General features: G+C 65.4%; 24 protein-coding genes and 1 tRNA gene. 13 read left to right on the top strand and 12 right to left on the bottom strand.

Annotation, left to right across the window (positions count from 1 at the left end):
* Nucleotides 1-71: 71 nt before the first annotated feature.
* From N5C91_RS03910 to N5C91_RS03900, 3 genes are all read left to right on the top strand, one after another.
* Nucleotides 72-1,028, top strand: a complete 957-nt coding sequence (locus N5C91_RS03910) for a bile acid:sodium symporter family protein (RefSeq protein WP_236201687.1) — start codon at nt 72-74, stop codon at nt 1,026-1,028.
* Between the two features lie 134 nt (nt 1,029-1,162).
* Nucleotides 1,163-1,477, top strand: a complete 315-nt coding sequence (sugE, locus tag N5C91_RS03905) for a quaternary ammonium compound efflux SMR transporter SugE (RefSeq protein ID WP_236171542.1) — start codon at nt 1,163-1,165, stop codon at nt 1,475-1,477.
* 205 nt (nt 1,478-1,682) lie between these two features.
* The gene (locus tag N5C91_RS03900; protein ID WP_045210321.1) at nt 1,683-1,892 is read left to right on the top strand and encodes a cold-shock protein; all 210 of its coding nucleotides are present in this window, start codon (nt 1,683-1,685) and stop codon (nt 1,890-1,892) included.
* Nucleotides 1,893-1,954: 62 nt separating this feature from the next.
* Here the strand turns inward: N5C91_RS03900 and N5C91_RS03895 are convergent, their stop codons facing one another.
* The 4 genes from N5C91_RS03895 to N5C91_RS03880 form a co-directional block, all read right to left on the bottom strand.
* Nucleotides 1,955-3,829: an MFS transporter gene (locus N5C91_RS03895; protein ID WP_279828044.1), complete on the bottom strand. Its 1,875-nt coding sequence runs from the start codon at nt 3,827-3,829 to the stop codon at nt 1,955-1,957.
* A gap of 168 nt (nt 3,830-3,997) precedes the next feature.
* Nucleotides 3,998-6,163 carry a TonB-dependent receptor family protein gene (locus N5C91_RS03890; RefSeq protein ID WP_279828043.1) on the bottom strand — a complete coding sequence of 722 codons (2,166 nt, stop codon included), beginning with the start codon at nt 6,161-6,163 and terminating at the stop codon, nt 3,998-4,000.
* Nucleotides 6,164-6,369: 206 nt separating this feature from the next.
* Nucleotides 6,370-7,221, bottom strand: a complete 852-nt coding sequence (locus N5C91_RS03885; RefSeq protein WP_279828042.1) for an AraC family transcriptional regulator — start codon at nt 7,219-7,221, stop codon at nt 6,370-6,372.
* Nucleotides 7,222-7,440: 219 nt separating this feature from the next.
* Entirely contained in the window at nt 7,441-8,010 is a 570-nt protein-coding gene (locus N5C91_RS03880; protein ID WP_169937421.1) for a GNAT family protein, read from the bottom strand.
* Nucleotides 8,011-8,271: 261 nt separating this feature from the next.
* Between N5C91_RS03880 and N5C91_RS03875 the strand changes: the two genes are divergently transcribed.
* On the top strand, nt 8,272-11,748 hold the full coding sequence (locus N5C91_RS03875) for a PAS domain-containing hybrid sensor histidine kinase/response regulator (RefSeq protein WP_279828041.1): 3,477 nt from the start codon (nt 8,272-8,274) through the stop codon (nt 11,746-11,748).
* Between the two features lie 135 nt (nt 11,749-11,883).
* Here the strand turns inward: N5C91_RS03875 and N5C91_RS03870 are convergent, their stop codons facing one another.
* Entirely contained in the window at nt 11,884-12,342 is a 459-nt protein-coding gene (locus N5C91_RS03870; protein WP_279828040.1) for a DMT family transporter, read from the bottom strand.
* 83 nt (nt 12,343-12,425) lie between these two features.
* Between N5C91_RS03870 and N5C91_RS03865 the strand changes: the two genes are divergently transcribed.
* Complete coding sequence (locus N5C91_RS03865; RefSeq protein WP_279828039.1) at nt 12,426-13,340, top strand: LysR family transcriptional regulator; 915 nt, start codon at nt 12,426-12,428, stop codon at nt 13,338-13,340.
* Between the two features lie 4 nt (nt 13,341-13,344).
* On the opposite strand, the gene N5C91_RS03860 is transcribed toward N5C91_RS03865, so the two are convergent.
* Nucleotides 13,345-14,043, bottom strand: a complete 699-nt coding sequence (locus tag N5C91_RS03860) for a MerR family transcriptional regulator (protein ID WP_279828227.1) — start codon at nt 14,041-14,043, stop codon at nt 13,345-13,347.
* A gap of 391 nt (nt 14,044-14,434) precedes the next feature.
* Between N5C91_RS03860 and N5C91_RS03855 the strand changes: the two genes are divergently transcribed.
* The 4 genes from N5C91_RS03855 (at nt 14,435) to N5C91_RS03840 (ending at nt 19,422) form a co-directional block, all read left to right on the top strand.
* Nucleotides 14,435-15,319 carry a M24 family metallopeptidase gene (locus tag N5C91_RS03855; RefSeq protein ID WP_279828038.1) on the top strand — a complete coding sequence of 295 codons (885 nt, stop codon included), beginning with the start codon at nt 14,435-14,437 and terminating at the stop codon, nt 15,317-15,319.
* A complete protein-coding gene (locus N5C91_RS03850) occupies nt 15,316-17,088 on the top strand; it encodes an SDR family oxidoreductase (RefSeq protein ID WP_279828037.1) in 1,773 nt (590 codons plus the stop codon). Before N5C91_RS03855 ends, N5C91_RS03850 begins: the two co-directional genes overlap by 4 nt.
* A gap of 8 nt (nt 17,089-17,096) precedes the next feature.
* Nucleotides 17,097-17,987, top strand: a complete 891-nt coding sequence (locus N5C91_RS03845; protein WP_279828036.1) for a metal-dependent hydrolase — start codon at nt 17,097-17,099, stop codon at nt 17,985-17,987.
* Between the two features lie 88 nt (nt 17,988-18,075).
* On the top strand, nt 18,076-19,422 hold the full coding sequence (locus tag N5C91_RS03840) for an FAD-binding oxidoreductase (RefSeq protein ID WP_279828035.1): 1,347 nt from the start codon (nt 18,076-18,078) through the stop codon (nt 19,420-19,422).
* A 151-nt stretch (nt 19,423-19,573) separates the two neighbouring features.
* Here N5C91_RS03840 and rmuC read toward each other — a convergent pair whose 3' ends face one another.
* The 4 genes from rmuC to N5C91_RS03820 all read right to left on the bottom strand — a co-directional run bounded on the left by rmuC (nt 19,574) and on the right by N5C91_RS03820 (nt 22,929).
* The gene (gene rmuC / locus N5C91_RS03835; RefSeq protein WP_236171982.1) at nt 19,574-20,938 is read right to left on the bottom strand and encodes a DNA recombination protein RmuC; all 1,365 of its coding nucleotides are present in this window, start codon (nt 20,936-20,938) and stop codon (nt 19,574-19,576) included.
* A 570-nt stretch (nt 20,939-21,508) separates the two neighbouring features.
* The gene (locus tag N5C91_RS03830) at nt 21,509-21,718 is read right to left on the bottom strand and encodes a hypothetical protein (protein ID WP_236171560.1); all 210 of its coding nucleotides are present in this window, start codon (nt 21,716-21,718) and stop codon (nt 21,509-21,511) included.
* A 77-nt stretch (nt 21,719-21,795) separates the two neighbouring features.
* Complete coding sequence (locus tag N5C91_RS03825) at nt 21,796-22,560, bottom strand: RES family NAD+ phosphorylase (RefSeq protein ID WP_236201676.1); 765 nt, start codon at nt 22,558-22,560, stop codon at nt 21,796-21,798.
* On the bottom strand, nt 22,561-22,929 hold the full coding sequence (locus N5C91_RS03820) for an antitoxin Xre/MbcA/ParS toxin-binding domain-containing protein (protein ID WP_192430469.1): 369 nt from the start codon (nt 22,927-22,929) through the stop codon (nt 22,561-22,563).
* 261 nt (nt 22,930-23,190) lie between these two features.
* On the opposite strand from N5C91_RS03820, the gene N5C91_RS03815 reads away from it, so the two are divergent.
* From N5C91_RS03815 to N5C91_RS03800, 4 genes are all read left to right on the top strand, one after another.
* Nucleotides 23,191-23,631 carry an RcnB family protein gene (locus tag N5C91_RS03815; protein WP_236171563.1) on the top strand — a complete coding sequence of 147 codons (441 nt, stop codon included), beginning with the start codon at nt 23,191-23,193 and terminating at the stop codon, nt 23,629-23,631.
* 116 nt (nt 23,632-23,747) lie between these two features.
* The gene (locus N5C91_RS03810; protein ID WP_236201675.1) at nt 23,748-24,230 is read left to right on the top strand and encodes a GreA/GreB family elongation factor; all 483 of its coding nucleotides are present in this window, start codon (nt 23,748-23,750) and stop codon (nt 24,228-24,230) included.
* A 138-nt stretch (nt 24,231-24,368) separates the two neighbouring features.
* Nucleotides 24,369-24,716, top strand: coding sequence for a carboxymuconolactone decarboxylase family protein (locus tag N5C91_RS03805; RefSeq protein WP_236171568.1), 348 nt, complete (start codon nt 24,369-24,371; stop codon nt 24,714-24,716).
* Nucleotides 24,717-24,814: 98 nt separating this feature from the next.
* The gene (locus N5C91_RS03800; protein WP_279828034.1) at nt 24,815-25,189 is read left to right on the top strand and encodes a hypothetical protein; all 375 of its coding nucleotides are present in this window, start codon (nt 24,815-24,817) and stop codon (nt 25,187-25,189) included.
* 88 nt (nt 25,190-25,277) lie between these two features.
* Here N5C91_RS03800 and N5C91_RS03795 read toward each other — a convergent pair.
* Both N5C91_RS03795 and purC read right to left on the bottom strand, forming a co-directional pair.
* A tRNA-Ser gene (locus tag N5C91_RS03795) sits at nt 25,278-25,367 on the bottom strand.
* A 95-nt stretch (nt 25,368-25,462) separates the two neighbouring features.
* Nucleotides 25,463-26,173, bottom strand: coding sequence for a phosphoribosylaminoimidazolesuccinocarboxamide synthase (gene purC / locus N5C91_RS03790; RefSeq protein WP_045210340.1), 711 nt, complete (start codon nt 26,171-26,173; stop codon nt 25,463-25,465).
* Nucleotides 26,174-26,181 lie beyond the last annotated feature (8 nt).

The following is a 26,181-nucleotide window of genomic DNA, read 5'->3' as shown; positions in this document are numbered from 1 at the left end:
TCCCCCCACAGGCGCCGCGCCCGCGCGGTGCCTGGCACTGGACAAGGCCTGCATAACCAGAAGGACGGCCCATGCGTGCTCTCATCCTGCTCAGCCGCTTCATGGGCAACACCTTCGCCCTCTGGGTGCTGCTCTTCGCCATCCTGGCGTTCTTCATCCCTTCTCTGTTCACTCCGCTCACCATCGCCATCGTGCCCATGCTCGGCGTGGTGATGTTCGGCATGGGCCTGACGCTCAAGGTCGAGGATTTCGCCGAAGTCGCCCGTCATCCCTGGCGCGTCACCCTCGGCGTGATCGCCCACTTCGTGATCATGCCCGGCATGGCCTGGCTGCTCTGCCAACTGATGCATCTGCCGGCGGAAATCGCCGTAGGGGTCATCCTGGTCGGCTGCTGCCCCAGCGGTACCGCGTCCAACGTGATGACCTGGCTGTCGCGCGGCGACCTGGCGCTTTCCGTGGCCATCGCCGGCGTGACCACCCTCCTCGCCCCGCTGCTGACACCGGCGCTGATCTGGCTGCTGGCTTCGGCCTGGCTGCCGGTGTCCTTCGGCGCACTGTTCTGGTCGATCCTGCAGGTCGTCGTGGTGCCCATCGTGCTCGGCCTTGTCGCCCAGCGCATGCTCGGCGCGCGGGTTCGCCACGTGGTCGACGTGCTGCCGCTGATCTCGGTGATTTCCATCGTGATCATCGTCGCCGCCGTGGTCGCCGCCAGTCAGGCGAAGATCGCCGAGTCCGGCCTGCTGATCATGGCCGTGGTAATCCTGCACAACGGCTTCGGCTTCCTGCTCGGCTATTTCACCGCCAAGGTCTTCGGCTTGCCGCTGGCGCAGCGCAAGTCGCTGGCGCTGGAAGTCGGCATGCAGAACTCCGGCCTCGGCGCGGCACTGGCCAGCGCGCACTTCTCACCGCTGGCGGCAGTGCCCAGCGCGCTGTTCAGTGTCTGGCACAACATCTCCGGTGCCACGCTGTCCACCTGGTTCCGCCGCATGAGCGACGAGCCATCGGCGCAGAAGCAGGCCCCGCAATAGGGCAGGAATCCTGCGCCGGGTTGCCCGGCGCACCGATTTTGTGCAAAATAATGCACATTGTGAGGACGACCTCACCACCTTCCGGTGCTCCAGCGGGGACGGCCCTTCCTTCCATCCACCGTCTGGAGAGTTCCATGTCCTGGATCATTCTGTTCGTCGCCGGCCTGTTCGAAGTGGGCTGGGCTGTCGGCCTGAAATACACCGAAGGCTTCACCCGTCCGATACCGACCATCCTCACCATACTGGCGATCATCACCAGCATGGGGTTGCTGGGCCTGGCAATGAGAAATCTGCCGCTGGGCACCGCCTACGCCATCTGGACCGGTGTCGGCGCGGTCGGCACCGTCATCGTCGGTATCGTGCTGTTCGGCGAGTCCATGGCGCCGGTGCGCCTGCTCAGTGTCGCGCTGATTCTGTGCGGACTGGTCGGACTGAAAATGAGCCACTGACGCTGTATCGGTTCTCGATACCGGCGGGCTGTCGCTTTCCCGAAAATTTGTCGGTATGCTGCGGGCCACTGTGTTTGCTTGGGTCACTGTGGCTCGTGACCTGGTGGGGCCATTCCCCACCACCCGGCTTCGACTGCACCTTGCAACTCAGGACGAGCGCGGACTTTTCCGCAAAACAATATTCAATTGTTCAAGGTGTATTTCCATGTCGAATCGTCAGACCGGCACCGTCAAGTGGTTCAATGACGCCAAGGGCTTCGGCTTCATCACTCCGGAAAGCGGCAACGATGTCTTCGTGCACTTCCGCTCCATCCAGGGCACCGGCTTCAAATCGCTGCAGGAAGGCCAGAAGGTCTCCTTCGTTGTGGTTGAAGGCCAGAAGGGCCTGCAGGCTGACGAAGTTCAGGTTATCTGAACCGCGACACGCCCATGAAAAAGCCCCGGCATTGCCGGGGCTTTTTCTTTGCCGCGTGAAACTCAGCGAGCCGCACCACGCAGCGCCGCAACCTGCTCCTGCAGCGCCAGGCGCTTGGCCTCTTCCGGTGCCACCGGCTGACCGGCCACCAGGCAGACCCGCGACCACAAGCGGCGGAAGAAGCCCTTCTGCGGATCGCGACTGAAGAAGCTGCCCCACAGCCCCTGCAGCGCCATCGGGATCACCGGCACCGGGGTCTCCTCGATAATGCGCTCGACGCCACCGCGGAATTCGTTCATCTCGCCGTCCAGGGTCAGCATGCCCTCGGGGAATATGCACACCAACTCTCCTTCGCGCAGGTACTCGGCGACTTTGGCGAAAGCCTTTTCGTAGGTCTGCGCGTCTTCGTTGCGCCCGGCGATCGGCACGGCGCCAGCCGTACGGAAGACGAAATTGAGCACCGGGATGCGGAAGATCTTGTAGTACATGACGAAGCGCACCGGACGCCGCACCGAACCCGCAATCAGCAGCGCATCGACGAAGGATACGTGGTTGCACACCAGCACCGCCGGGCCCTCATCGGGGATGGCTTCGAGATTGCGATGATCCACCCGGTACATCGAGTGGGTCAGCAGCCAGACCAGGAAGCGCATGGTGAACTCGGGCACGATCTTGAAGATGTACACGTTCACCGCGACGTTCATCAGCGAGAGCACGAGGAACAGCTCGGGGATCGACAGCTTCGCCACCGACAGCAGCAGGATCGAGACGATCGCCGCCACCACCATGAACAGCGCATTGAGGATGTTGTTGGCGGCGATCACCCGCGCGCGCTTGTCCTCCTCGGTACGCGCCTGGATCAGCGCATACAGCGGCACGATGTAGAAGCCGCCGAAGATGCCGATGCCGAGGATGTCGGCCAGCACCGCCCAGGACTGCGAGTGCTCCAGCACCGCCAGCCAGTTGTAGGGCTGCTCGCCCTGCGGGAAGCCGCCCGAATGCCACCACAGGAGGATGCCGAACAGGCTCAGGCCGATGGAGCCGAAGGGCACCAGGCCGATCTCGACCTTCTTGCCGGAGAGCTTTTCGCAGAGCATCGAGCCCAGCGCGATGCCCACCGAGAATACGGTGAGGATCAGCGTCACCACGCTCTCGTCGCCGTGCAGCAGCTCCTTGGCGTAGGTCGGGATCTGCGTCAGGTAGACCGCGCCGAGGAACCAGAACCACGAGTTGCCCACCAGCGAGCGCGACACCGCCGGGCGCTGACGCAGGCCGAGCAGGAGGATGCTCCAGGACTGGCGGAAGATGTTCCAGTCGACCTTCAGGTCCGGCAGCGCGGCGGCCGCACGGGGAATGTTGCGGCTGGCGAGGAAACCGCAGACGGCCACCAGCACCACGGCGATGCCGACGCCCGCGGCGTAGTCCTGCCGCGACATCAGCACACCGGCGCCGATGGTGCCGCAGAGGATGGCGAGGAAGGTGCCCATTTCCACCAGGGCGTTGCCACCGACCAGTTCGTCCTCGCGCAGGTGCTGCGGCAGGATCGAGTACTTCACCGGGCCGAACAGCGCCGAATGCGTGCCCATGGCGAACAGCGCGAGGAACAGCAGCGGCAGGCTGCCGAACACGAAGCCCGCGGCGCCCACCGCCATGATCACGATCTCGGCCAGCTTCAGCGCGCGCATCAGCGCGTCCTTGTTGAACTTCTCGCCGAACTGGCCGCCGAGGGCGGAGAACAGGAAGAACGGCAGGATGAACAACAGCGCGCAGAGGTTGACCAGCAGGTTGCGATCACCGCCGACGGTGAGGTGGTAGAGGATCGCCAGAATCAGCGACTGCTTGAAGATGTTGTCGTTGAAGGCACCCAGCAGCTGGGTGATGAAGAAGGGCAGGAATCGCTTGGTGCCCAGCAGGGCGAATTGCGAGTGTTGAGACATCGTCCTTGTATACCTGCGTAGCGGCCTTGAGCCGGAATGACAGCACGGATATGACGGCAACAGCGTGAAGAAAAGCCACATTTTCCGCACAAATCCATTCGGACAGTGCAATCCGCGCAAGAAAAAGCCCGTCGCAAAGGACGGGCTTTTCCCAGGGGCGGGACGACGTCAGAAGCCGACGCTGCCCTGCACGTAGAAGGTGCGTGGCTCGCCGAGGTAAATCCCCGCGTTGTTATCGCTGGAGCGGGTGTAGTTCATCTGGTCGAAGATGTTCTTCACCCCGGCGGCGACCTTCAGGTTCGACGCCTGCGGGCCGAAGTCGTAGCCCACGCGGGCGTTCCACAGCACGTAGCCGGGAATATTGCCGTACTGGCCATCGGCGCTCGGCTCGGTGATGTAGTTGCCGGTGAAGCTGCCGTTGGAGTTGGTGGTCGGGCCGGGCGCGCGCTGCTTCGACTGGGCGAAACCATCGACGTTGTAGGTCCAGCGATCATGCTCGTAGCGCAGGCCGACGGTGGCCACCTGGCGCGAGTACAGCGGCAGGTCACGGCCCTTGAAGCCGGGAATGTCGCCTTCGTAGGTCGCGCGGGTATAGGTCAGGGTGCCGTAGGCGGTCAGGCCGGCAAGCAGCGGGTCGAGGGCAGCCATGTCGTAGTGCGCCGACGTCTCGATGCCCTGGTGCTTGGTGGCGCCCAGGTTGGTCCAGCCCACGTCGTTGCTGATGTACTGCAGCTCGTCGTCGAAGTCGATGTAGAACAGCGTGACTTCGCCACCCCAGGTGCCGTTGTCATAGCGCGTGCCCACTTCGTAGGTCTTCGCCTTTTCCGGCTGCAGGCCGCTGGCGGTGTCATTGCCGCTACCGCCCTGGCCGAGCTGGAAGTACTGCAGGCTGCCGAAGGAGGTCTCGTAGTTGGCGAACAGCTTCCACTCGTCCGACAGGTGATACATCACCGCCAGCGCTGGCAACGGCTCGTTGTAGTCCTTGCTGCGGTTCTTCTCCTGGACCGGCTTGCCCTTGTTGTCGAGCACCGGGCGCTCATGCCAGTCGGTAGAGATGCGCTCGAAGCGGATACCTGGGGTGACGGTCCAGTTGCCCACGTCGATCTTGTCGTCGAGGTAGATGGAGTTCGCCTCGGTGCCGCCGGTGCGGTCCTGATAGATGTGGCCATCGGCGCCCGGCTGCACGGTGGGAATGTTGTTCACCAGGCCGACCTGGCTGGCGCGCTCGTGCATCGCTTCCTTCAGGTAGCGGTAGCCGATGCTGGCTTCCTGGGTGGTCGGGCCGACCATGAATATCTTCGACACGCGCGGCTCGATGCCGAAGGTGTGGTAGTCGCGTGGGTAGGACGCCAGGGTCTTGAGGTCGCGGTTGGCGATGGTGCTGCCACGGAAACTATCGCTGTAGTAGGTCAGCACTTCGACCTGGGTGAGGTCGTCGATCTGCCGCTTGTACTTGAGCGAGACATCCTTGCGCCGGCCAGTGAAGTTGTCGTAATCGCGCACCGACTGGTACGGGTCCTTGTCGAACTGCGCCTGGGTCAGGCCGCCGGGCATGTCGGCGCTGCCATCGTAGTAATGGAAATTGGCGGAGAACTCGTCGGCATCGGTGGGCGCCCAGTGGGTCTTGAACATCACGTCGTCGATGTCGGTGGCGTCGTTGCTGTCGCGGTAGCCCGCGCCCTTCACGCCCGAGTACAGCAGCGCGGCGCCCATGCCGTTGTCGGCGGTGCCGCCGAGGAAGGCGTTGTAGAGTTTCTTCCAGCCGCCGTGGGAAGCGGTTTCCACGGTGCTGCCGACGTCGCCGGAGAACTCCTTGGGAATCGCCCGGGTGACGAAGTTGATCACCCCACCGACGTTCTGCGGGCCGTAACGCACGGAGCCTGCGCCGCGCACGACGTCGACGCTGTCGAGGTTGCCCACCGAAAGCGGGAACATCGACAGCTGCGGCTGGCCATAGGGCGCCACGGCCGCCGGGACGCCATCGATGAGCACGGTGGAGCGCGGCGACAGGCGCGAGGTCAGGCCGCGCACGCCAACGTTGAGGGAAACATCGCTGCCGCCGGTACCGTTGTTGTCCTGCACCTGCACGCCGGGAATGCCGCGCAGCAAGTCGCGCACGTTCTGCGCGCCCTCTTCGATCATCTGCTCGCGGCGTACCACGGTGCGCGCGCCGGGGTGGTTCTGCACCACCTGCTGGTCGGCCTCGCCGAGCCAGTCACCGACGACGGTGACGGTCTCCAGTTCCTTGGTGTCTTCTTCGGCCTGCGCCGGCAGCAGCGGCGTGGCCAGGGCAACGGCGATCGCCAGGCGCGACCACGAACGAACGTGCGACATGCTTCCCCCTCCCCGGGTACTTCGTGAAGGGGCGGCAAATTAAAACCGAATGTAAATTTTGTAAATGCAAATGTATCGCAAATGCAAAAATATTCCGGTTGACTCAAATTCTCTTTTCGGCATGCCGAACGACTGTTCATCCGGCGCGGCGATAGACCATCAGCCCCTCAGTGGGCGGGACCTGGCTGAAAATGGCGCAGGGAGAATCAGGCCGACCGGAACGATCGCGCGCAGGCCTGGCGGTACTCGCCGGGGCCGACGCCATAGGCCTGTTTGAACTGCCGGCTGAGATGGCTCTGGTCGGCGAAGCCCAGCTGCATCGCCACGTTCACCGGCATGCAACCCTGCTTGAGCAGAGCCCGCGCCTGCTCCAGCCGGCGCTGCTTGAGCCAGGCGTGAGGAGGCAGCCCGGTGGCCTTGCGGAACACCCGAGCGAAGTGGAAGGGCGACAGTCCGACGGCGGCGGCCAGTTCCTCCAGCGACGGCGGCTCCATCAGTCTTGTACCGAGCAGCTCGCGGGCGCGCGCCACCGCCAGCGGTTCATTGCCCGCCGGCGGCGCTTCGGGGATTCGCGCATGGCGCTGGAACAGCAGCAGAAGCGCCTCGCGCCAGCAGGTCTGGCGCTGCAGCACAGTGGCGTCGGAATCCACCAGCCGGTGGGCGGCGAACAGCGCCTGCACCAGCTCCGGATCATTCACCACGCTGGCATCGAAAGACGGTGTGCCACCCTTGCCCAGTTCAAGCTCCTCCAGCACGCCGGAAACCTGCGCCAGCTCCGGGTAGAAACCGCGGTAGCGCCAGCCGGCCTCGTCGGCCTTGGAACCGGTATGGACCTCGTCGGGGTTGATCAGCACCACGCTGCCGGCCGGGGCGAAGTGCTCGGCGCCGCGATGGTGGAAGCGCTGCGCACCCTGCTCGATCATGACGAAGGCGAAGCCTTCATGGACGTGGGGCGAGAACACCTGCTCGATGTAGCGCGCGTGCAGCAGCTCTACGCCGCCCAGCTCCTGGGCGCGCCAGAAGCGGGTGCGTTCGCCGCTTGCGTGGTCTTCTGCCATCTACCACTCCCGTCAAGGGACTCTTCGTATGCCGTGCCCTGCAGGCATATCAGCCATTACTGGAAAATGGCGTCCGGGCTTTCCCTCACCCCCGCCCTCTCCCAGAGGGAGAGGGAGCCGTCTGTGCCGGCTGACACGATAGTTTCCTCCTGCGCCGAACAGTCCCCTCTCCCTTGGGGAGAGGGTTAGGGTGAGGGGGCAAGCGGTGCAGAGTATCACTCAGCCGGCGAACCCAGCTTCCAGCGCAGCCTTCACCTGCGGCCATTCCTGGTCGGTGATGCTGTAGAGGATGGTGTCGTCGAGCCGGCCGCCAGCCAGGCGCCGATGGTTGCGCAACACCCCCTCACGCACCGCCCCGAGCTTCTCGATGGCACGCTGGGAGCGCTCATTGCTGGCGGCGGTCTTGAACTGCACACGGACCATCTTCCAGCTATCGAAGGCGTGGCGCAGCATCAGGTACTTCATGGTGGCATTGAGGCCGCTGCCGTGCTGGCCCTGGTCCAGCCAGGTGGCGCCGATCTCGCAGGCCGGCAGCGCCGGGAGGAAATCCATGAACCGCGTGGTGCCGACGATCTGGTTGCCCAGGCGCACCACCAGCGGCAGGGCGCGGCCCTCGCGCTGGTCGGCCAGGCCCTGGCGGTACCAGTCCGGGCGCCCTGGAGCGCTCATGAACTGCAGGACGTCGCGGTTCTGCTCCGCCAGCGTCACCAGGTCCGGCACGTCGGCCTCCACCATCGGCTCCAGGCGCAGGGCCCCGCGCTGCAAGGTGATGGGTAACGGTCTGAACATGGCGCCCTCCTCGAAACACGACGCGACATCATCGCTCACATCAGAGCGTAGCGGCCCGTCGAAGTGCCGCGTACCCGGGCGGGTGCGACGGACGGACCGCGAAAAGGCCGGCAAGCTACCAGCCCCGCGCCCGGCTCTCAAGTGTGAGACGCGACACAGCGCCACTGAGACATTGGTAGCAGGCGTCTGACAGTTCCGGACTTTGGTGCGAAACTGCTGCCAGCGCTCCTGCGGGGGAGCCAGTTCATTTCCGGAGTCAGCATGTCGTTGTCCAGTGGGTTGATCGCAACGGTCGCCCTGCTCTACATGGCGGTCCTGTTCGCCATCGCGTTCTATGGCGATCGCCGTCGCGCCCCACTTTCGCCGCGTGTCCGCGCCTGGGTCTACAGCCTGTCGCTGGCGGTGTACTGCACCAGCTGGACGTTCTTCGGCGCCGTCGGCCAGGCCGCCGACCAGCTCTGGTCATTCCTGCCGATCTATGTCGGCCCCGTGCTGCTGATGCTCTTCGCACCCTGGGTGCTACAGAAGATGATCATGATCAGCAAGCAGGAGAACATCACCTCCATCGCCGACTTCATCGCCGCGCGCTACGGCAAGTCGCAGGCGCTGGCGGTGGTGGTGGCGCTGATCTGCGTGGTCTGCGTGCTGCCCTACATTGCCCTGCAGCTCAAGGGTATCGTCCTCGGGGTGAACCTGCTGATCGGCGCCGGCCCCGACTCCACCGGCATCCGCGCCCAGGACACGGCGCTGATTGTCTCGCTGATCCTCGCGCTGTTCACCATCGTCTTCGGTACCCGCAACCTGGACGTCACCGAGCACCACCGCGGCATGGTGCTGGCGATCGCCTTCGAATCGCTGGTCAAGCTCACCGCCTTCCTCGCCGTCGGCATCTTCGTCACCTACGGCCTCTACGACGGCTTCGGCGATCTGGTGGACAAGGCCCGCGTCGCCCCGCAGCTCAACGAATACTGGAAAGAAACCGTGCACTGGCCGGCAATGCTGCTGCAGACCGGCGTAGCGATGACCGCGATCATGTGCCTGCCGCGGCAGTTCCACGTGCTGGTGGTGGAGAACATCGAACCGCGCGATCTGAACCTGGCGCGCTGGGTGTTCCCGATCTACCTGGTGCTGGCCGCGCTGTTCGTGGTGCCGATCGCCCTGGCCGGGCAGATGCACCTGCCAGCCGGCGTGATGCCCGATTCCTTCGTGATCAGTCTGCCGCTGGCCGAGGCGCATCCGGCGCTGGCCCTGCTGGCCTTCATTGGTGGCGCTTCGGCGGCCACCGGCATGGTCATCGTCGCCAGCGTGGCGCTGTCTACCATGGTCTCCAACGACATGCTGCTGCCGTGGCTGCTGCGCCGCAAAGGTGAAGCCGAGCAGCCCTTCGAGGTGTTCCGCCACTGGCTGCTGACCGTGCGCCGGGTGAGCATCGCGCTGATCCTCCTGCTGGCCTATGTCAGCTACCGCCTGCTGGGGTCCACCGCGAGCCTGGCCACCATCGGCCAGATCGCCTTTGCCGCCATCGCTCAGCTCGGCCCGGCGATGATCGGTGCGCTGTACTGGAAGCAGGCCAACCGCCGCGGCGTATTCGCCGGTCTGGCCGCCGGCTCGTTCCTCTGGGCCTACACCCTGGTGCTGCCGGTGGTCGCCAAGGGTCTGGGCTGGCCATTGGAAACCTTCCCCGGCCTGGCCTGGCTCGCCGGCCGCCCGTTCGGCCTGTCCATCGAGCCGCTGACCCTGGGCGTGCTGCTTTCGCTGATCGGCAACTTCGCCCTGTTCGGGCTGGTCTCGGTGTTCTCCCGCACCCGTGTTTCCGAGCACTGGCAGGCCAGCCGCTTCATCGGCCAGGAAATCTCGCAGAAGCTCAGCTCGCGCTCGATGCTCGCCGTGCAGCTGGAAGACCTGCTGATGCTCGCCGCCCGCTTCGTCGGCGAGGAGCGCGCACGGCAGAGTTTCATCCGCTTCGCCTACCGCCAGGGCAAGGGCTTCACCCCCAGCCAGAACGCCAACGACGAATGGATCGCCCACACCGAACGCCTGCTCGCCGGCGTACTCGGCGCCTCGTCCGCGCGCGCCGTGGTGAAGGCCGCCATCGAAGGCCGCGAGATGCAGGTGGAGGACGTGGTGAAGATCGCCGACGAAGCCTCCGAAGTGCTGCAGTTCAACCGCGCGCTGCTGCAGGGCGCGATCGAGAACATCACCCAGGGCATCAGCGTGGTCGACCAGTCGCTGCGCCTGGTGGCCTGGAACCACCGCTACATCGAGCTGTTCGAGTACCCGGACGGGCTGATCTACGTTGGCCGCCCGATCGCCGACATCATCCGCTACAACGCCGAGCGCGGCCTGTGCGGGCCCGGCGATCCGGACCTGCACGTGGCCAAGCGCCTGTACTGGATGCGCCAGGGCACGCCGCACACCTCCGAGCGACTGTTCCCCAACGGCCGGGTAATCGAGCTGATCGGCAACCCGATGCCCGGCGGCGGTTTCGTCATGAGCTTCACCGACATCACCAACTACCGCGATGCCGAGCAGGGCCTGAAGGATGCCAACGAAGGCCTGGAGCAACGGGTGCAAGAGCGGACCTTCGAGCTATCGCAACTGAACCAGGCGCTCACCGAGGCCAAGGGCACGGCCGAGGCAGCGAACCAGTCGAAATCGCGCTTCCTCGCCGCCGTCAGCCACGACCTGATGCAACCGCTGAACGCCGCGCGGCTGTTCTCCGCCGCCCTCGCCCACCAGGAGAAACTGCCCGAGGAAGCCACCGAGCTGGTGCGCCACCTGGACTCCTCGCTGCGCTCGGCGGAAGACCTGATCACCGACCTGCTGGACATCTCGCGGCTTGAAGGCGGCCGCGTCAGCGCCGACGTCGCGGCCTTCCCGCTGAGCAACCTGTACGACACCCTCGGCGTGGAATTCCGTGTACTGGCCCAGGAGCACGGCATCGACTTCCACGTGCGCGGCAGCAAGCTGCGCGTGGAGAGCGATATCAAGTTGCTGCGCCGCGTACTGCAGAACTTCCTCACCAATGCCTTCCGCTACGCCAAGGGCCATGTGCTGCTCGGCGTGCGTCGCGAGGCCGGTCACCTGCGCCTGGAGGTCTGGGACCACGGCCCAGGCATCCCGCCGGACAAGCTGCAGGTGATCTTCGAGGAATTCAAACGCCTGGACAGCCACCAGACCCGCGCCGAGAAGGGCCTGGGCCTGGGCCTGGCCATCGCCGACCGGCTGTGCAAGGTGCTTGGCCACCGTCTGCAGGTCCGCTCGTGGCCGGGCAAGGGCAGCGTATTCAGCGTCAGCGTGCCGCTGGCCCGCCAGCCGGCACCGGTGCCGCTCAACGGGCACAAGGTGGAAACCCCGGAACAGCTCAACGGCGCGCAGGTGCTCTGCGTCGACAATGAAGACAGCATTCTCACCGGAATGAACAGCCTGCTGACCCGCTGGGGCTGCCGCGTGCTCACCGCGCGTAGCCGGGAAGAATGCCAGGCGTTGCTGGACGGCGATGCGCGCCCGCAACTGGCGCTGATCGACTATCACCTGGACGACGGCGAACTGGGCACCGACCTCATGGCCTGGCTGCGTACCCGCCTGGGCGAGCCCGTGCCGGGCGTGGTGATCAGCGCGGACGCCCGCCCCGAACTGGTGGCGCAGATCCACGCGGCGGGGCTGGACTTCCTGCCCAAGCCGGTGAAGCCGGCGGCGTTGCGGGCGTTGTTGAGTCGGCATCTGAGCTTGAGATAAGTCTGCCCGCCGTTCGTTCGCAGCGGCGGCGGTTCGCGAGCAAGCTCGCTCCTACAAAAAACGCTCCAAAGCCGGCATTGACTGTAGGAGCGAGCTTGCTCGCGAACCCGCCCAACACTTTCACCTCCATACCACTCACACCACCCTCCCGCGCCACTGCAACAACACCACCCCGGCAATGATCAGCCCGATGGCCAGATAACCTTCGGGCGACAAGCGCCGCACCGCAAACCCTGCCCAACCGTACTGGTCGCACAACGCCGACATCAGCATCTGCCCTGCCACCACACAGGCGAGAAAGGTTGCCGCGCCCAGCTGCGGCGCCAGCATCACCGCCACCGTCAGATACGCCGCCCCGAACAGCCCGCCGAGCCAGCCCCACCAGGGTGTGGTGGCAATTCCGGCAGCCGCCGGGAGCGGTACGCGGAACGCCAGCAGCGCAATGATCACCGCCGCCAGGCTGACCCCCAGCGAGGTCAGGCTGGCACTCAGCGGATGACCCAATTGGCGCCCCAGCAGCGAGTTGCTGCCCGCCTGCAGGGCAACCAGCGCGCCCACACCGATGGCGAGCAAGAGCAGAAGCAGTTTCGACATCGAAGATTCTCCAAGGCTTGTCGATGGGACCCAGCTTCTGCTATCCATCCAGCGCATGGAAATGAATGATTTGTACAGCCTGAATGCACTCGATTCATGACTTGCGCCGCATCGATCTCAACCTGCTGGTGATCCTCGACGCCTTGCTGGAAGAGCGCCATGTCTCCCGCGCCGCCGAGCGGCTGGCGATGACCCAGCCGGCGGTGAGCCACGCGCTGAATCGCCTGCGCGACCTGCTGGATGACCCGCTGCTGGTACGTGCCGGCAACCAGATGCAGCTGACCCGCCGCGCCTTCGAGCTGGCCGGCCCGCTGCGGGAAATCCTCGGTGGCGTACGTCGGCTGGTGCTGGGCGATGATTTCGACCCGGCCAGCGCCGAGCTGGAGCTGCGCCTGGGCATGTCCGACTACGGCGCCTGGGTGGTGTTGCCGACGCTGCTGCCGGTCCTGCGCCGCGAGGCGCCGGGCATTCACCTGGACGTCCGCCAGGCTTCGCGCGGGGGCATGGCCGAGCAGGTGGCAGGCGGCGAGCTGGATGGAGCCCTCGGGGTCTTCCCGATGCTGCCGGAAGGACTGCGCGTGCAGAGCCTGTTCGAGGAACGTTTCGTCTGTCTCTGCGCCGTCGACACACTGGCCGGTCGAAAGCGCCTGGACCTGGACGACTACCTCGCCGCCCCGCACCTGCGGGTCGCCCTGCAGCAGAGCCCGGCGGAGGAGATCGACAGCCATCTGGAAAAGCTCGGACGGCGTCGCCAGGTGGCGGCCACGGTGCCGCACTTCAGCGTGGCGCCGAGTCTGCTGGCGGGCACCGACCTGGTCCTGACCATCGCCGCGCGAATGCTCCCCGAAAACCTTGCAGCCCACGGTCTGGCCAGCTTCGAACCGCCACTGCAACTGGCCCGTTTCGATTTCGTGCAGATCTGGTCGGAGAGCAGCGAGGACGACCCAGCGCGGCGCTGGCTGCGCGGCAAGCTGGCCCAGGCAGGCGGCAGAAGCTGAAGCTCTAGTCCGGCGTTTCCATGCGCCGGAGGATTTCCCCGACGCGCTCGCCGAGCATCTCGTTGGCTGAACGTTTCAGGCCGCGCGCAAGCTCCACCAGCACCACCTGTTCCGCCACCGGGCGCAAGCGCTGGAAGACTTCGGCAAGGCGCTCCAGATCGGCCGCGCCGGGCAGCAGGTCGGCGCCGGGCTTGTCCACCAGGTGGGTGACCACCAGCCGCACGATGCCGGCGGCCAGGTGCTCGGTATCCGTACGCAACACGGCCAGGTGGTCGAGCAGCGCGGCGAGCGGAATACCGGCACGGAACAGCTCGACGCCAGCGTTGAACAAACGCGGGCTGGGGATGCTGATGCGCTCGCCATCGAAGGCCAGCAGGCCCTGTGCCAGCGCCTGGTCGATCACCGCGTCATTCAATTCGTCACCGAACAGCGCCTGTAGGTCGCTGAACTCGATATTGCCGGGCGACTCCAGGTTCCACGGGCCGACGATGGCTTCGTCGAGGCCGAGCACGTGGTCCAGGTCATGGCCGCGCTCCCAGCTCTCCAGCAACTCCTTGATGTTGGCGATGTTGTAGCCGCGCTCCAGCAGGCGGTTGATCAACCGCAGGCGGCGCAGATGGCCGGCAAAATACACCCCGGCGCGGCCCCGGCGCTCCGGCGGTGGCAGCAGGCCGCGATCCTGGTAGGCGCGCAGGTTGCGCACCGTGGTGCCGCCTTCGCGGGCCAGTTCATCCACCGAGTACTCGCGCTCGTCCTCCATCACGGAGGGTGCGTCGTCCGGGCGTTGCAGCAGGCGCTGCAGGAGATTCAGGGGTGTGCTCATGGGGCGGATGATAGCCAGCCAGGCATGCACCGAACAATCCAGGGCATTCGCTGCAAAGTGATCCACCACACAGCCGCGCGCCCCAACCAAAGACGGGAAGTGCGCCCGCCCGATTCCGCCCTGCCGGCCGCAACCCGCGCCGCCAGCGGCTCTTCGCTTCGGTAACACTCCAGGCACGGCGCGCACGCATGGCGCAACGGCAACCGATGGGTCAGCATCGATCGTGACATCGCCCGATGTAACGATAACAACAACCAGCCTGGAGAAAGTCATGTCCCAAGGCGCCTGGGTGCCCACCCCCGAAGACCTGCGGCACTTCCGCGAGATTCAGCAACTGGCCTACCGCTGCTGCGAAACCATTGCCGGCGAACTGCGCCCGGGCATCAGCGAGCGCGAGACCGCCGCGCTGATGAAGACCTGGCTGCTCGATCATGGCGTGCGCGACTGGTTCCACCAGCCCTTCGCCTGGTTCGGCAGCCGCACTTCGTTCAAGGGCTTCGACGGCCTGCGCCATCTGGGCGGCTTCAACCTGGCCTTCTACCCCGGCAAGCAGCGGCTGGAGGAAGGCATGCCGTTCATCCTCGACTGCGCGCCGACCCTGGGCGCCTACACCGCCGACGTCGGCTACTCCGGCGCGCTGGGCCACAACCTGCTGGTGGAACGGCTGATGGATGACCTGCTGGCACACCGCAACCTGATCGTCGAACAGGTGCGCCAGCGTCTGCCACTGGCCGAGGTCAGCCAGTCGGTGGACCGCCTCTGCCACCGCCAGGGCACCCTGCCCCGGCACAAGGCCTATCCCTTCGAAGTGCTGGCGCACCGCGTGGAAAAACTCGGCGCGCGCAACACCGGCCCGTCGCTCGCGCGCTTTGGCGTGCGCAACATCGCCACCCTGATGAAAAACGCCCTGATCACCGGCCGCCGCGAGGGCTGGTCGCCGCTGTGGTCGAGTAATGACCGTTCGCAGCACGCCCCGACCCCGGGCCTCTGGGCTGTCGAACCGCACCTGGGCCTGCGCGGAGTGGGCGCCAAGTTCGAGGAGCTGCTGGTGGTCACCGAGGACGACGCCTACTGGCTCGACGATGACCTGCCCCACGTGCGCCGCTGGACCGAGCGCGGCCTGATCAGCGCCCCGGCGCGACGGGAGGTGGCATGAACGCCATGCTGGAGAAGACCCTGCCGGCGCCGGAGCGGCTGGACGTGCAGTCCGGCAACGTACGCCTGGCCGTGTGGCGCTGGGGCGAGGCGCACCTGCCGATGGTGCTGTTCGTCCACGGCTACCCGGACAACCATGAAACCTGGCTGCCGCTGATCCGCCACCTCTCGGGGCGCTTCCAGCTGGTGGCCTACGACGTGCGCGGCGCTGGTGAATCGGACAAGCCGCGCAAGACCCGCGACTATCGCCTTGAGCTGCTCAGCCAGGACCTCAAGGCCGTGCTCGACGCCGTCAGCCCGCAGCGCGCGGTGCATCTGGTGGCCCATGACTGGGGCTCGATCCAGACCTGGGAAAGCGTCACTGATCCGCAACTGCGCGCCCGCATCGCTTCCTACACCAGCGTCTCCGGCCCCTGCCTGGACCACGTCGGTTTCTGGATGCGCGACCGTCTGCGCCGCAAGACCCCACGCGCCCTGCTGCAGATGGCCAGCCAGCTGCTGCACTCCTGGTACATCTACTACTTCCACCTGCCGCTGCTGCCGTCACTGTCGTGGCGCTTCGGCGCGGCGAAGGCCTGGCCGCAATATCTGCGCAAGGTCGAAGGCATCCGCAACCCGGTGCGCAACCCGCACCAGGCCAGTGATGGCGAGCACGGCGTGAAGCTCTATCGGGCCAACTTCATCACCTCGATCTTCAAGCCGCGCAAGCGCCACACCGAGGTGCCGGTACAACTGATCGTGCCGACCCGTGACCGCTACGTCGGCCAGCAACTCTTCCAGCAGCTCTCGTTATGGGCCCCGCGCCTGTGGCGCCGCGATGTCACTGCGGGACACTGGCAACTGCTCGCCGAACCGACCCGGCTGGGCAAATGGATCGACGAATTCGTCAGCCACATCGAGGGCGGCGAAGCCACCCCGGAGCTGCAGCGCGCGGCACTGAAACCCGGCGCCGGCCCCTTTGCCGGCAAGCTGGTGGTGGTCACTGGCGCGGGCGGCGGCATCGGGCGCTCGACCCTGCTGAGCTTCGCCGAGCGCGGCGCCAGCGTACTGGCGGCGGACATCGACCCGGCCGCTGCCGAACGTAGCGCGGAACTGGCCCGGGCGGTCGGCGCGACGGCTCACAGCTACTGCGTGGACGTGGGCGACAGCGCCGCCATGGAGCGCTTCGCCCAGTGGGTGAAGAGCAGCCTCGGCGTGCCCGACGTGGTGGTCAGCAACGCCGGCATCGGCATGGCCGGGCCGATGCTCAAGACCACCCCGCAGGAATGGGAGCGCCTGCTGCGCATCAACCTGTGGAGCGTGATCGACGGTTGCCGGTTGTTCGGCCAGCAGATGGTCGAGGTCGGCAAGCCGGGGCACTTGGTCAACGTCGCCTCCGGCGTGGCTTTCGCGCCGTCGCGCAACTACCCGGCCTACGCCACCAGCAAGGCCGCGGTGCTGATGCTCAGCGAATGCCTGCGTGCCGAACTGGCGGGCCATGGCATCGGCGTCAGCGCGGCCTGCCCGGGCTTCGTCGATACCGGCATCGTCCAGGCCACGCGCTTCGCCGGCCTGGATGAGGAACAACAGGCGAAACACCGCGCCAAGGTGCAGCGCTTCTACCGTCGGCGCCGGCTCAGCCCGGACACCGTCGGCGAACGCCTCACCCGCGCAGTGGAACGCAACCAGCCGGTGGTGAAAGTCGGCAGCGAAGTGCACCTGGGCGCCCTGCAATGGCGCTTCATGCCTTGGCTGTCGCGCCTGTTCGCCCGCCTCAATCTCACTGCCTGAGAACTGCCATGAACGATCATCATCACAAGCTCGTGCAACGCAAGGTGCAGTTCGACTACACCGATTCGCCGCTGCACTGGATTCCCGGCGAACCCGAGGCGTCCCACGCGATCAACGTCATCCACATGATGCTGCCGGCGGGCGAGCTGTGGTTCTGCCGCCTCTACAACAAGGCACTGCCCTTCGTGAAGGAAGGCCGGCTGCGCGAAGACGTGCAGGGTTTCATCCGCCAGGAAGCCATGCACGCCCGCGCCCACTCGGGTGCCTTGGAGCGCTACCTGAGCCACCACGGCATCGACTCCACGCGCTACCTGAAGGTCATGGACTACCTGTTCGAGCAACTGCTCAGCGATACGCCGCTGGGTATCGAACTGTTCAACCGCACGCCCTGGCTCAAGCGCTGGTGGATCGGCCAGCGCTGCGCCATCGTCGCCGCGGTGGAGCACTTCACCTGCATCCTCGGCAAATGGATTCTCGAAGCCGACGCGCTGGACCGCGCCAAGGCCGACCCGGTGCTGCTCGATCTGTTCCGCTGGCACGGCGCCGAGGAAGTGGAACACCGCAATGTCGCCCATGACCTGCACGTGCACCTGGGCGGTACCTTCGTCAGCCGGCAATTGTGGATGTTCGTGGTCTGGCCGCTGATCATCTACCTGTTCGCCTTCGGCACCCGCACCCTGTCGCGGCAGGACCCGAGCATCGCCAGGCCGCGCTCCTTCGCCGCGATCTGGCGCGATGGCTCGAAGTCCGGCGTACTGCCGAAGATCAGCTCACTGGCGACCAGCTTCCTGCGCTATTTCAAGCCCTGGTACCACCCCGACCATGAGGCCAATACCCAGGAAGCGCTGGACTACCTGGCCCGTTCGCCGGCCGCCAGCCGGGCCGCGCGCGCGTCATAGGGCCTGTCGGCGCGCCCGCGCAGTGGATGCGCGGCGCAGGTCAATCGCATACTGCGGCATCCGTTATTCGATTCAGGGATGCCGCCGTATGCCGATGGGAACCTATCCGCTTCACCCCGCCCTTTCCTCCCGTGTGGAGCGCCTGCCCGAGCAGGTGGACGTGGTCATCGCCGGCAGCGGCATCATGGGCTGCGCCAGCGCCTGGCAGCTCGCCGGCCAGGGCCTGAGCGTACTGGTGCTGGACAAGGCCGGGATCGCCAGCCAGCAATCCACCCGTGCCTGGGGCTTCGTCCGCCAGCAGGCGCGCGACCCGGCGGAAGTGCCGTTGATGATGGCGGCGATTCCGCTGTGGGAGCGCCTGGAAGAGGAGCTGCAACTGCCGCTGGAATGGCGCCAGGGCGGCTGCCTGTACCTGGCCGAAACACCGGAGCAGCAGCGCAAGTACGAAGACTGGCTGAAGGTCGCCGCCAACTTCGGCCTCGGCACCCGGCTGCTGAGCCGCGCGGAAGTCGCGCAGTTGATGCCGGCGTTGAGCGACCCGGCACTGGGCGCCCTGTACACCGCCAATGACGGCCAGGCCGAACCGCGGCGCGTGGCGCCCGGCTACGCGCTGCGTGCCATTGAGCGCGGCGCCGTGTTCGTCGAAGGCTGCGGCGTCACCGGCATCGACCGCGCCGCCGGCGCCGTCTGCGGCATACAGACCGAGCGCGGCTATGTGAAGACCCGACACCTGCTGATCTGCGCGGGCGCCAGCAGTTGGCGCCTGGTGCAGAGCCTCGGCCTGGAGCTGCCGCAACAGGCCGTACGTTGCACCGTTTCGCGCACCAGCCCCGGCCCGGACGTGGGCGCTCAAAGCTTCATCGGCCACGGCATCGGCTTCCGCCAGCGTGCCGATGGCAGCATCAACCTGGCTGACGAAACCCAGGCCGACATCGACCTGAACCTCGACTACCTGCGCGGCGCCAGACACTACCTGCCGCACCTGCCGGAGCACCGCGCGGGCTTCTCCTTCAAGCTCAACGGCGCGTTGTTCCACGACTTGCGCCAGCGCCTGCCCGGTTCGGAAAGGAGCGTGAACGGCCCGATACTCGGCGAGCGCGATCCGCAGGTAAAGGCAAACACCGCGCGTGTCTTCACGGCACAGCAGAACCTGGCGAAAGCCTTCCCGGCACTACGCGATGTGAAAGTCGTGGAAAGCTGGGCGGGACTGATCGACGTGCTGCCCGACGGCATTCCGGTGCTCGATGCACCCGCGCAAGTACCCGGACTGCTGATCGCCACGGGCTTCTGCGGCCACGGCTTCGCCATGGGGCCGATCGTCGGCCAACTGATGAGTCAGTGGATACACAGGGGCGACCCCGGAATGGACCTGCACGCCTTCAGGCTGCAGCGCTTCGCCGATGGCACGGCGGGCAAGCCCTACTCGCTATTCTGACGGAGCGCATACGCCCCACCGCGGAAACAACGCCGGGCTCTTCGTAGGAGCGAGCCTGCTCGCGAACAGGACCCGTCGGCCACATGGATGTGTACGAGAGATAGGGGTTCGCGAGCAAGCTCGCTCCTACAGGTCCGTTTGCGAGCCGGGCCTACTCGCCCTCTTCCACCAGTGGCGCATCGTCGCTCAATGCCCGCTCCAGCCACTCCGTCGGCAGATTCTTGCTCGCCCGCGCACCCAGCAGCTTTACCTGCTCGGCGCGGCTGATCAGGTTGCCGCGTCCTTCGCAGAGCTTGTTGCGCGCGGCGGCGTAGGTCTTGTCCAGCTGCTGCAGGCGAGTGCCCATCTCGTCCAGGTCCTGCACGAAAAGCACGAACTTGTCGTACAGCGCGCCCGCGCGCTCGGCGATCTCGCGGGCGTTCTGGTTCTGCCGCTCCTGCCGCCACAGGCTGTCGATCACCCGCAACGTTGCCAGCAGCGTGGTCGGGCTGACGATCACGATGTTGCGCTCGAAGGCCTCCTGGAACAGGTTCGGCTCGGCCTGCAACGCCGCAGAAAAAGCGGCTTCGATAGGCATGAACAGCAGCACGAAGTCGAGGCTGTGCAGCCCCTCCAGGCGCCGGTAATCCTTGCCGGAAAGCCCCTTCACATGGTTGCGCAGTGACAGCACGTGGGCCTTGAGTGCCTGCTGGCGGATCACCTCGTCGTCGGCGGCAATGAACTGCTGGTAAGCCGTCAGGCTGACCTTGGCGTCCACCACCACCTGCTTGTCGCCGGGCAGGCGGATCAGCACGTCAGGCTGGAAGCGCTCGCCATCCGGCGCTCGCAAGCTGACCTGGGTTTCATACTCGCGGCCCTTCTCCAGGCCGGCATGCTCGAGCACGCGCTCGAGCACCAGCTCGCCCCAGTTGCCCTGGGTCTTCTGGCCTTTCAGGGCGCGGGTCAGGTTGGTGGCTTCCTCGCCCAGGCGCAGGTTCAACTGCTGCAGGCGCTCCAGTTCCCTGGTCAGAGAGAAACGCTCACGGGCCTCGGCCTGATAGCTCTCTTCCACGCGCTTCTCGAAGGACTGGATGCGTTCCTTGAGCGGGTCGAGCAACTGCCCCAGGCGCTGCTGGCTCGACTCGGCAAAACGCTGCTCGCGTTCATCGAAGATCTTCCCGGCCAGCTCGGCGAACTGTGCGCGCAGATCGTCCCGCGCCGATTGCAGGTCACCCAGTCGTTGCTGGTGATTGTCCTGCTGCTCGCGCAGTTCGGCGGACAGCGCGGCATGCTCGGCGGACAGGCGACGCAGCTCGGTTTCCTTGTCGGCGCGCTCGGCCTGCCAGTCCTGTTCGGCGTTGCCCAGGCGTGCACGTTCCTGCTGGCCCAGCTCGACTTCACGGCGCAGCGCCGCCGCTTCGGCAGACACTTCAGCATGCCGGCCGCTGAGGCGCTGGAAAGCCTCGCGATCCGCCTCAGCCCGCGCGGACAGCCCGTCCTGCGCCAGTTGCGCAGTCGCCAGGCGCTCGCGCAGCAGGGTTGCCTCCTGTTCCACCTCGACCCTGCGCGCCTGCAGGCGCCAGGCGAGCGCCGCCATGGGCAACAGTCCGGCGAGCGCACCTAACAACAGGGCGGACAAATCGAGGGGCATGCAGGGCTCCGAGGTGTGGCAATGGATCGCGCCAGTCTAACAGTCACCTGCCGGAAGCGGTTCCGTCTGCTGCAAGGGCCCTGGGACAAGGCTCCTGAGCAAGCGCTCGGGACAATCCACAGAAGCTGTGGATAACTCAGTGGAGAACTTGCTGAAAACAGTCCATACCCCCAGTGAACTGGGGCCGTATGACAGATTGGTGATTTTTTCACCAATCAAAATTCTCTTTATTTTTCAACAAGTTAAAAAACGCAAGGAAATTCGGAGGGTGGCCAAGTGCAATGTTTCGGGGACTTGACAGAGTGCGTCAGCATTGTGCACAAGTGCGCGCCACGCAGCAGCCGACCGCCCCGTTTCAGGGCAGTGGATAAGAAGTGTTCTCAGGAAGGCAATGCATTCAACCAGGCGAGGCGCGCGCTGCCAGCGCCGTCACCCGACAGCAATGCCCGGAAAGTTTCATGCGATCTGAGCCTGGCGGCGCGGCACACGCTGCGGCCGGATGATCCGAGGGGGTTCGGGAAGCTGAATCGCCAACTGCTCTGCCGCACACACCCGCGTATAAATACGCTCCGCCACGCGGCGGCTGCTGCAGTCGTAGAAGAACTGATTGAGGTACACGCGCCAGCGACGATCGTCGCTGGGATGGATCGCTATCCGTATATCCATGGTCTGGCGCTCCCTGCTTGGCCATTCCCGAACATACACCGCTCACCGTGACGCGTTAGTGTCAAAACGATGAACGGTCAGGCCGGATGCGGCAACCTGCCGTCCACCAGATAGTGCTCGCGACGGTAGACACGCGGGCTATCAGGCACCTGACCATGCTTGAAGGCGACATACTCGGCAGTCGTCTCGCACAGCCACGGCATCAAATTGCGCGGGCGCTTCTCGGTGAAAGCAGACGGAGCAAACAACGCCACGTTGACACCACCCTGCGGACAGCGGGCCGAGCGGTACTCGAATGCCTCCACCCCCGCCTCGCGCATCGCACTACCCAAGCCCTGGGTGACGCTGTAGTCCTGCGGATCGAGAAGTGCATCGTGTTCACGGAACGGCGGCAGATGCAGGCGTACACCTTTCTGTACCTGGAACCGCGCCTCGAACGACGCGTGCTCGGAAAGAATCCGTCCGCTGGGAGGCGGCGTGGCCATCCCCTCCCACAGCACGAAGCGATAGAAAGCCGACTCCGCCATGGCCGTTTCCAGCTTGAGCGCGCCATAGAACAGGCTCGGCTCATGGCGCCGGCCGAAGCGCGACCCCCAGCGCAGCGGCGGATAACGGAACGGTGTCTTCAATAGATAGTGCAGCGGCTCGGCGGGCGGAGGCATGTGCGGCTTGCTGGTTTCCAGCAACTCCTCGAGCAGCGCCTGCTCTTCCAGGGTGTCCACCAGTTGCAGCGTCGCCACCTGGCCCTGGCTCTCCACCAAGCGCACCAGGCGCCCACGAATGGGCGCGACGACCGAGTCCTCATGTTTCGCCCAAAGGCGGGCACCAGCTTGGAAAGACATTCAGACCTTGCCCCGGATAGCGTCCAGGTACTCGACCACTGCCACCAGCCCCTGCACCTGCTCCATCAACTGCAGCGGCACGCCACCCAGGTGACGATTCTCGGTACGCAGGAAGTGCCGCATGTCTTCATGGTTGCCACCGAACAGCGCAAACAGCGCGCGGTAGATACGCACCAGCAGCAGCGCCAGCTCGCCGGTCTTGCTGTCCACGCGCAAGCCGTTCTGCTTCCAGCGACTCACCGCGCTGCGGTCCACCCCGACGATCGCGGCCAGCTCCTGCTGGGTCATTGCCAGATGCTCGCGGGCAGTCAGCACCGCCTTGGCAAGGACGGCATCGGCGGCCGGGTTTTCCTTCAACAGAGCGCTCATGGCGGAACTCCATCAAGTGCATTTGCGACAAACATACCACTAAATGCTGTTCTCACACAAAGACTGGAGCCCCCTCTCCGCCCCTTCAGCCCGGCCCCCACCTGTATCCGGCAACTGACAAAGCGATAAAACTCTTTACCAGACATTTACCTGGCCTTGGCAATCGCTGACGCAGAGCTGCGGTCTCATGAAGTACCCGGATCGTCCGGGAACTGTAAGTGGAAAAATGCACCGCTCTGCCGGTTGCGCCAGGAGAACACCATGAACAAGTCCGTCGCCCTGATCTGTGCCGCCCTGATGCTCGGCAGCCCACTGGCCAGCTTCGCCCAGCCCGGCCCCGGTCCGGACAACGGCCCGAACCGGCAGGACAACCGGGGGCCGCAACAACAGCACTACCAACAGCCGCAACGCCCGCCCCAGGGTGGCCACAAGCAGCAGAACCACCCCGGACAGTACGAGGCCCACGCCTACCGCAACCCGAGCTACCGCCCGCAGGCCGGGATGCCGGTGCCCCATCGCGACTGGCGCCGCGGCGTCGTCGTGGAGCCGGTCTATCGCGGCGACCGTTACTGGGTCACCGACTGGCATGCCCGCCATCTGTACGCACCGCCGCGCGACCATCGCTGGCTGTACGTCAACGGCGACTACATCCTGGTCGCCATCGCCAGCGGCGTGATCGTCAACATTCTCAGCGGCTACTGATCGCAGCGTCGGCACTGGCGTGGGCCACACCAGGCCAGTGCCGCTTCGCGCGGGAAAGAGTCGCAGGCATCAGGCAAAGGCCCTAGGATAGGCGCCTTTATTTCCAGCCCGCTGCCATGGACAAGAACCGCGTCTACCAACTGATCCTCGCCCGCCTCGCCGAAGACTTGAGCGTCGCCGTGCGCGCCGCCCAGACGGCACACGAGACCGCAACACACGAGGAAAATATCGCCGAGAACAAGTACGACACCCTTGGCCTGGAAGCCGCCTACCTCGCCGCCGGCCAGTCGCGCCGCGTGGAGGAAATTCGCCAGGCGCTGTCGCTGTTCGAGAACCTGCAACTGCGCGACTTCGACGAGGAACAGGGCATTCAGACCAGTGCCCTGGTGCAACTGGTCAGCGAGCAGCGCCAGCCACGCTGGATCTTCCTCGGCCCGGACGGCGCCGGCCTCAAGGTGCAGTGCGAAGGCTGCGAGATCCTCGTCATCACCACGCGCGCTCCGCTGGGCGGCGCCCTGCTCCACCGCCAGCCCGGCGACGAAGTCGAAGTCGGCTCCGGTAGTGCGCGCCAGCGCTACGAAATCCTCGACGCCTATTGATCGGACGAGCCACGACCGACCAACGCCAGTCGAGCGCATCAATGAAAAATCTGAGCGGAACAGACAATACCCGGCGCGCCGGCTGACGCAGACTAAGCTTCAAGGCCACCAACCCAACCGGCCTGCAGGAGAAGCATCATGCTGTTCAACTGGTCTGAATACGTACCCGCCGTGAAAAAAGCCTTCGGCGCCCTGGGCAAGAAACACCCGAAGATGATCGCCGCCTACCAGGCCCTGGAAGCCGCCGCGGCCGACGGTGATGCCCTGGATGCCAAGACCCGCGAGCTGATCGCCATTGCCGTGGCCATCACCACCCGCTGCGATGGCTGCATCGGCGTCCACGCCGAAGCTGCCCGCAAGGCGGGTGCCAGCGAAGCCGAAATCGCCCAGACCCTGGCCACCGCCATCTCCCTCAACGCCGGTGCCGCCTACATTTACTCCCTGCGCGCCCTCGAAGCCTACGAGTCCGCCGCAACAGCGAAATGAGCCCTCGCCCGCGGCACTCCGGCGCCGCGGGCCTGCCTCTTCCCCTCACGAGGTCCGATGGGTTATCTGTGGGACCTGTCCAGCCAAAGCGCACATCCATGCCACAGCCCATCGCCACTGTCAGTTTCTGGAAACTCACCTTCGCCATCGCCGCCGGCATCTGGCTTGGCTGCCTGGCCGTGGCAGCTACTGCCTGGCTGGCCTGGCCGGACCTGCCGTCCGCCGTCGCCACCCGCCTCAATCCACCCGCCATGACGACACCGACCACTGCACCGCCGCCTCGCAGCAATGAAGAAATGTTCCAGCACTACCTGCAACGCCAGCAGGCCGTGCAGGAGCAACAGAATCGCCAGATCGAGAAATCGGAACAGGACAAACGCTTCAACAGCGCCCAGTGCCAATTCTGGTTACAGCAGTACCAGGCAAACCCGACGCAGGCGAACAGGGAGAAGATGGATGGGTATTGCGGGTGATTGAAGCGATAGGCGGGAAACAGCGGACGCAGAAAAGACGAAGCCCCTGAAACTCTATGAATTTCAGGGGCTTCAGCCATTGCAATAATGGCGGAGAGATAGGGATTTGAACCCTAGGAACCATTGCTGGTTCAACGGATTTCGAATCCGTCCCGTTCGACCACTCCGGCATCTCTCCGTGCGGCGCGCATGATACCAGCTTGAAGTCCGAACGCGAAGCTTTGTTTTCGGATTTTTTTGCGTGGTATCAGACGCTTGCGTGCGCTCGTCGGATCAGAGCGGCACACCGAGGCGGTGGGCCACTTCTTCGTAGGCTTCGATCACGTCGCCCAGCCCTTGACGGAAGCGGTCCTTGTCCATCTTCTTGCGGGTTTCCTTGTCCCACAGGCGGCAGCCGTCCGGGCTGAATTCGTCGCCCAGGACGATCTTGCCGTGGAACAGGCCGAACTCGAGCTTGAAGTCCACCAGAAGCAGGCCGGCGTCGTCGAACAGCTTATTCAGCACTTCGTTGACCTTGAAGGAGTAGGCCTTCATTTCGGCCAGTTGCTCCAGGGTCGCCCAGCCGAAGGCCTGGACGTGGGATTCGTTGATGAACGGATCACCCAGGGCGTCGTTCTTCAGGAACAGCTCGAAAGTCGGCGGAGTGAGCTGCAGGCCCTCCTCCACGCCCAGGCGGCGCACCAGGCTGCCGGCGGCGTAGTTACGCACCACGCACTCGACCGGGATCATGGCGAGCTTCTTGACCAGAACTTCGTTGTCCGACAGCAGGGCGTCGAACTGGGTCGGGATACCGGCTGCTTCGAGCTTCTGCATGATGAAGGCGTTGAACTTGTTGTTCACCATGCCTTTGCGATCAAGCTGTTCGATGCGCTTGCCGTCGAACGCCGAGGTGTCGTTGCGGAACAGCAGGACGAGGCGGTCGGCGTCATCGGTGGTGTAAACCGACTTGGCCTTGCCGCGATAGAGTTCTTCGCGTTTTTCCATGATGGGCT

This window comes from Pseudomonas sp. GD03903 (assembly GCF_029840045.1).
In the GTDB taxonomy this organism is placed as follows: domain Bacteria; phylum Pseudomonadota; class Gammaproteobacteria; order Pseudomonadales; family Pseudomonadaceae; genus Pseudomonas; species Pseudomonas pseudonitroreducens.
The sequence above is the reverse complement of the archived record's forward strand: the minus strand, read 5'-3'. Positions and strand labels throughout refer to the sequence as shown.

Coding starts and splice junctions, on each gene's coding strand:
- N5C91_RS03910 (WP_236201687.1), top strand. CDS start 72: ATGCGTGCTCTCATCCTGCTCAGCCGCTTCATGGGCAACACCTTCGCC.
- sugE (WP_236171542.1), top strand. CDS start 1,163: ATGTCCTGGATCATTCTGTTCGTCGCCGGCCTGTTCGAAGTGGGCTGG.
- N5C91_RS03900 (WP_045210321.1), top strand. CDS start 1,683: ATGTCGAATCGTCAGACCGGCACCGTCAAGTGGTTCAATGACGCCAAG.
- N5C91_RS03895 (WP_279828044.1), bottom strand. CDS start 3,829: ATGTCTCAACACTCGCAATTCGCCCTGCTGGGCACCAAGCGATTCCTG.
- N5C91_RS03890 (WP_279828043.1), bottom strand. CDS start 6,163: ATGTCGCACGTTCGTTCGTGGTCGCGCCTGGCGATCGCCGTTGCCCTG.
- N5C91_RS03885 (WP_279828042.1), bottom strand. CDS start 7,221: ATGGCAGAAGACCACGCAAGCGGCGAACGCACCCGCTTCTGGCGCGCC.
- N5C91_RS03880 (WP_169937421.1), bottom strand. CDS start 8,010: ATGTTCAGACCGTTACCCATCACCTTGCAGCGCGGGGCCCTGCGCCTG.
- N5C91_RS03875 (WP_279828041.1), top strand. CDS start 8,272: ATGTCGTTGTCCAGTGGGTTGATCGCAACGGTCGCCCTGCTCTACATG.
- N5C91_RS03870 (WP_279828040.1), bottom strand. CDS start 12,342: ATGTCGAAACTGCTTCTGCTCTTGCTCGCCATCGGTGTGGGCGCGCTG.
- N5C91_RS03865 (WP_279828039.1), top strand. CDS start 12,426: ATGCACTCGATTCATGACTTGCGCCGCATCGATCTCAACCTGCTGGTG.
- N5C91_RS03855 (WP_279828038.1), top strand. CDS start 14,435: ATGTCCCAAGGCGCCTGGGTGCCCACCCCCGAAGACCTGCGGCACTTC.
- N5C91_RS03850 (WP_279828037.1), top strand. CDS start 15,316: ATGAACGCCATGCTGGAGAAGACCCTGCCGGCGCCGGAGCGGCTGGAC.
- N5C91_RS03845 (WP_279828036.1), top strand. CDS start 17,097: ATGAACGATCATCATCACAAGCTCGTGCAACGCAAGGTGCAGTTCGAC.
- N5C91_RS03840 (WP_279828035.1), top strand. CDS start 18,076: ATGCCGATGGGAACCTATCCGCTTCACCCCGCCCTTTCCTCCCGTGTG.
- N5C91_RS03830 (WP_236171560.1), bottom strand. CDS start 21,718: ATGGATATACGGATAGCGATCCATCCCAGCGACGATCGTCGCTGGCGC.
- N5C91_RS03825 (WP_236201676.1), bottom strand. CDS start 22,560: ATGTCTTTCCAAGCTGGTGCCCGCCTTTGGGCGAAACATGAGGACTCG.
- N5C91_RS03820 (WP_192430469.1), bottom strand. CDS start 22,929: ATGAGCGCTCTGTTGAAGGAAAACCCGGCCGCCGATGCCGTCCTTGCC.
- N5C91_RS03815 (WP_236171563.1), top strand. CDS start 23,191: ATGAACAAGTCCGTCGCCCTGATCTGTGCCGCCCTGATGCTCGGCAGC.
- N5C91_RS03810 (WP_236201675.1), top strand. CDS start 23,748: ATGGACAAGAACCGCGTCTACCAACTGATCCTCGCCCGCCTCGCCGAA.
- N5C91_RS03805 (WP_236171568.1), top strand. CDS start 24,369: ATGCTGTTCAACTGGTCTGAATACGTACCCGCCGTGAAAAAAGCCTTC.
- N5C91_RS03800 (WP_279828034.1), top strand. CDS start 24,815: ATGCCACAGCCCATCGCCACTGTCAGTTTCTGGAAACTCACCTTCGCC.
- purC (WP_045210340.1), bottom strand. CDS start 26,173: ATGGAAAAACGCGAAGAACTCTATCGCGGCAAGGCCAAGTCGGTTTAC.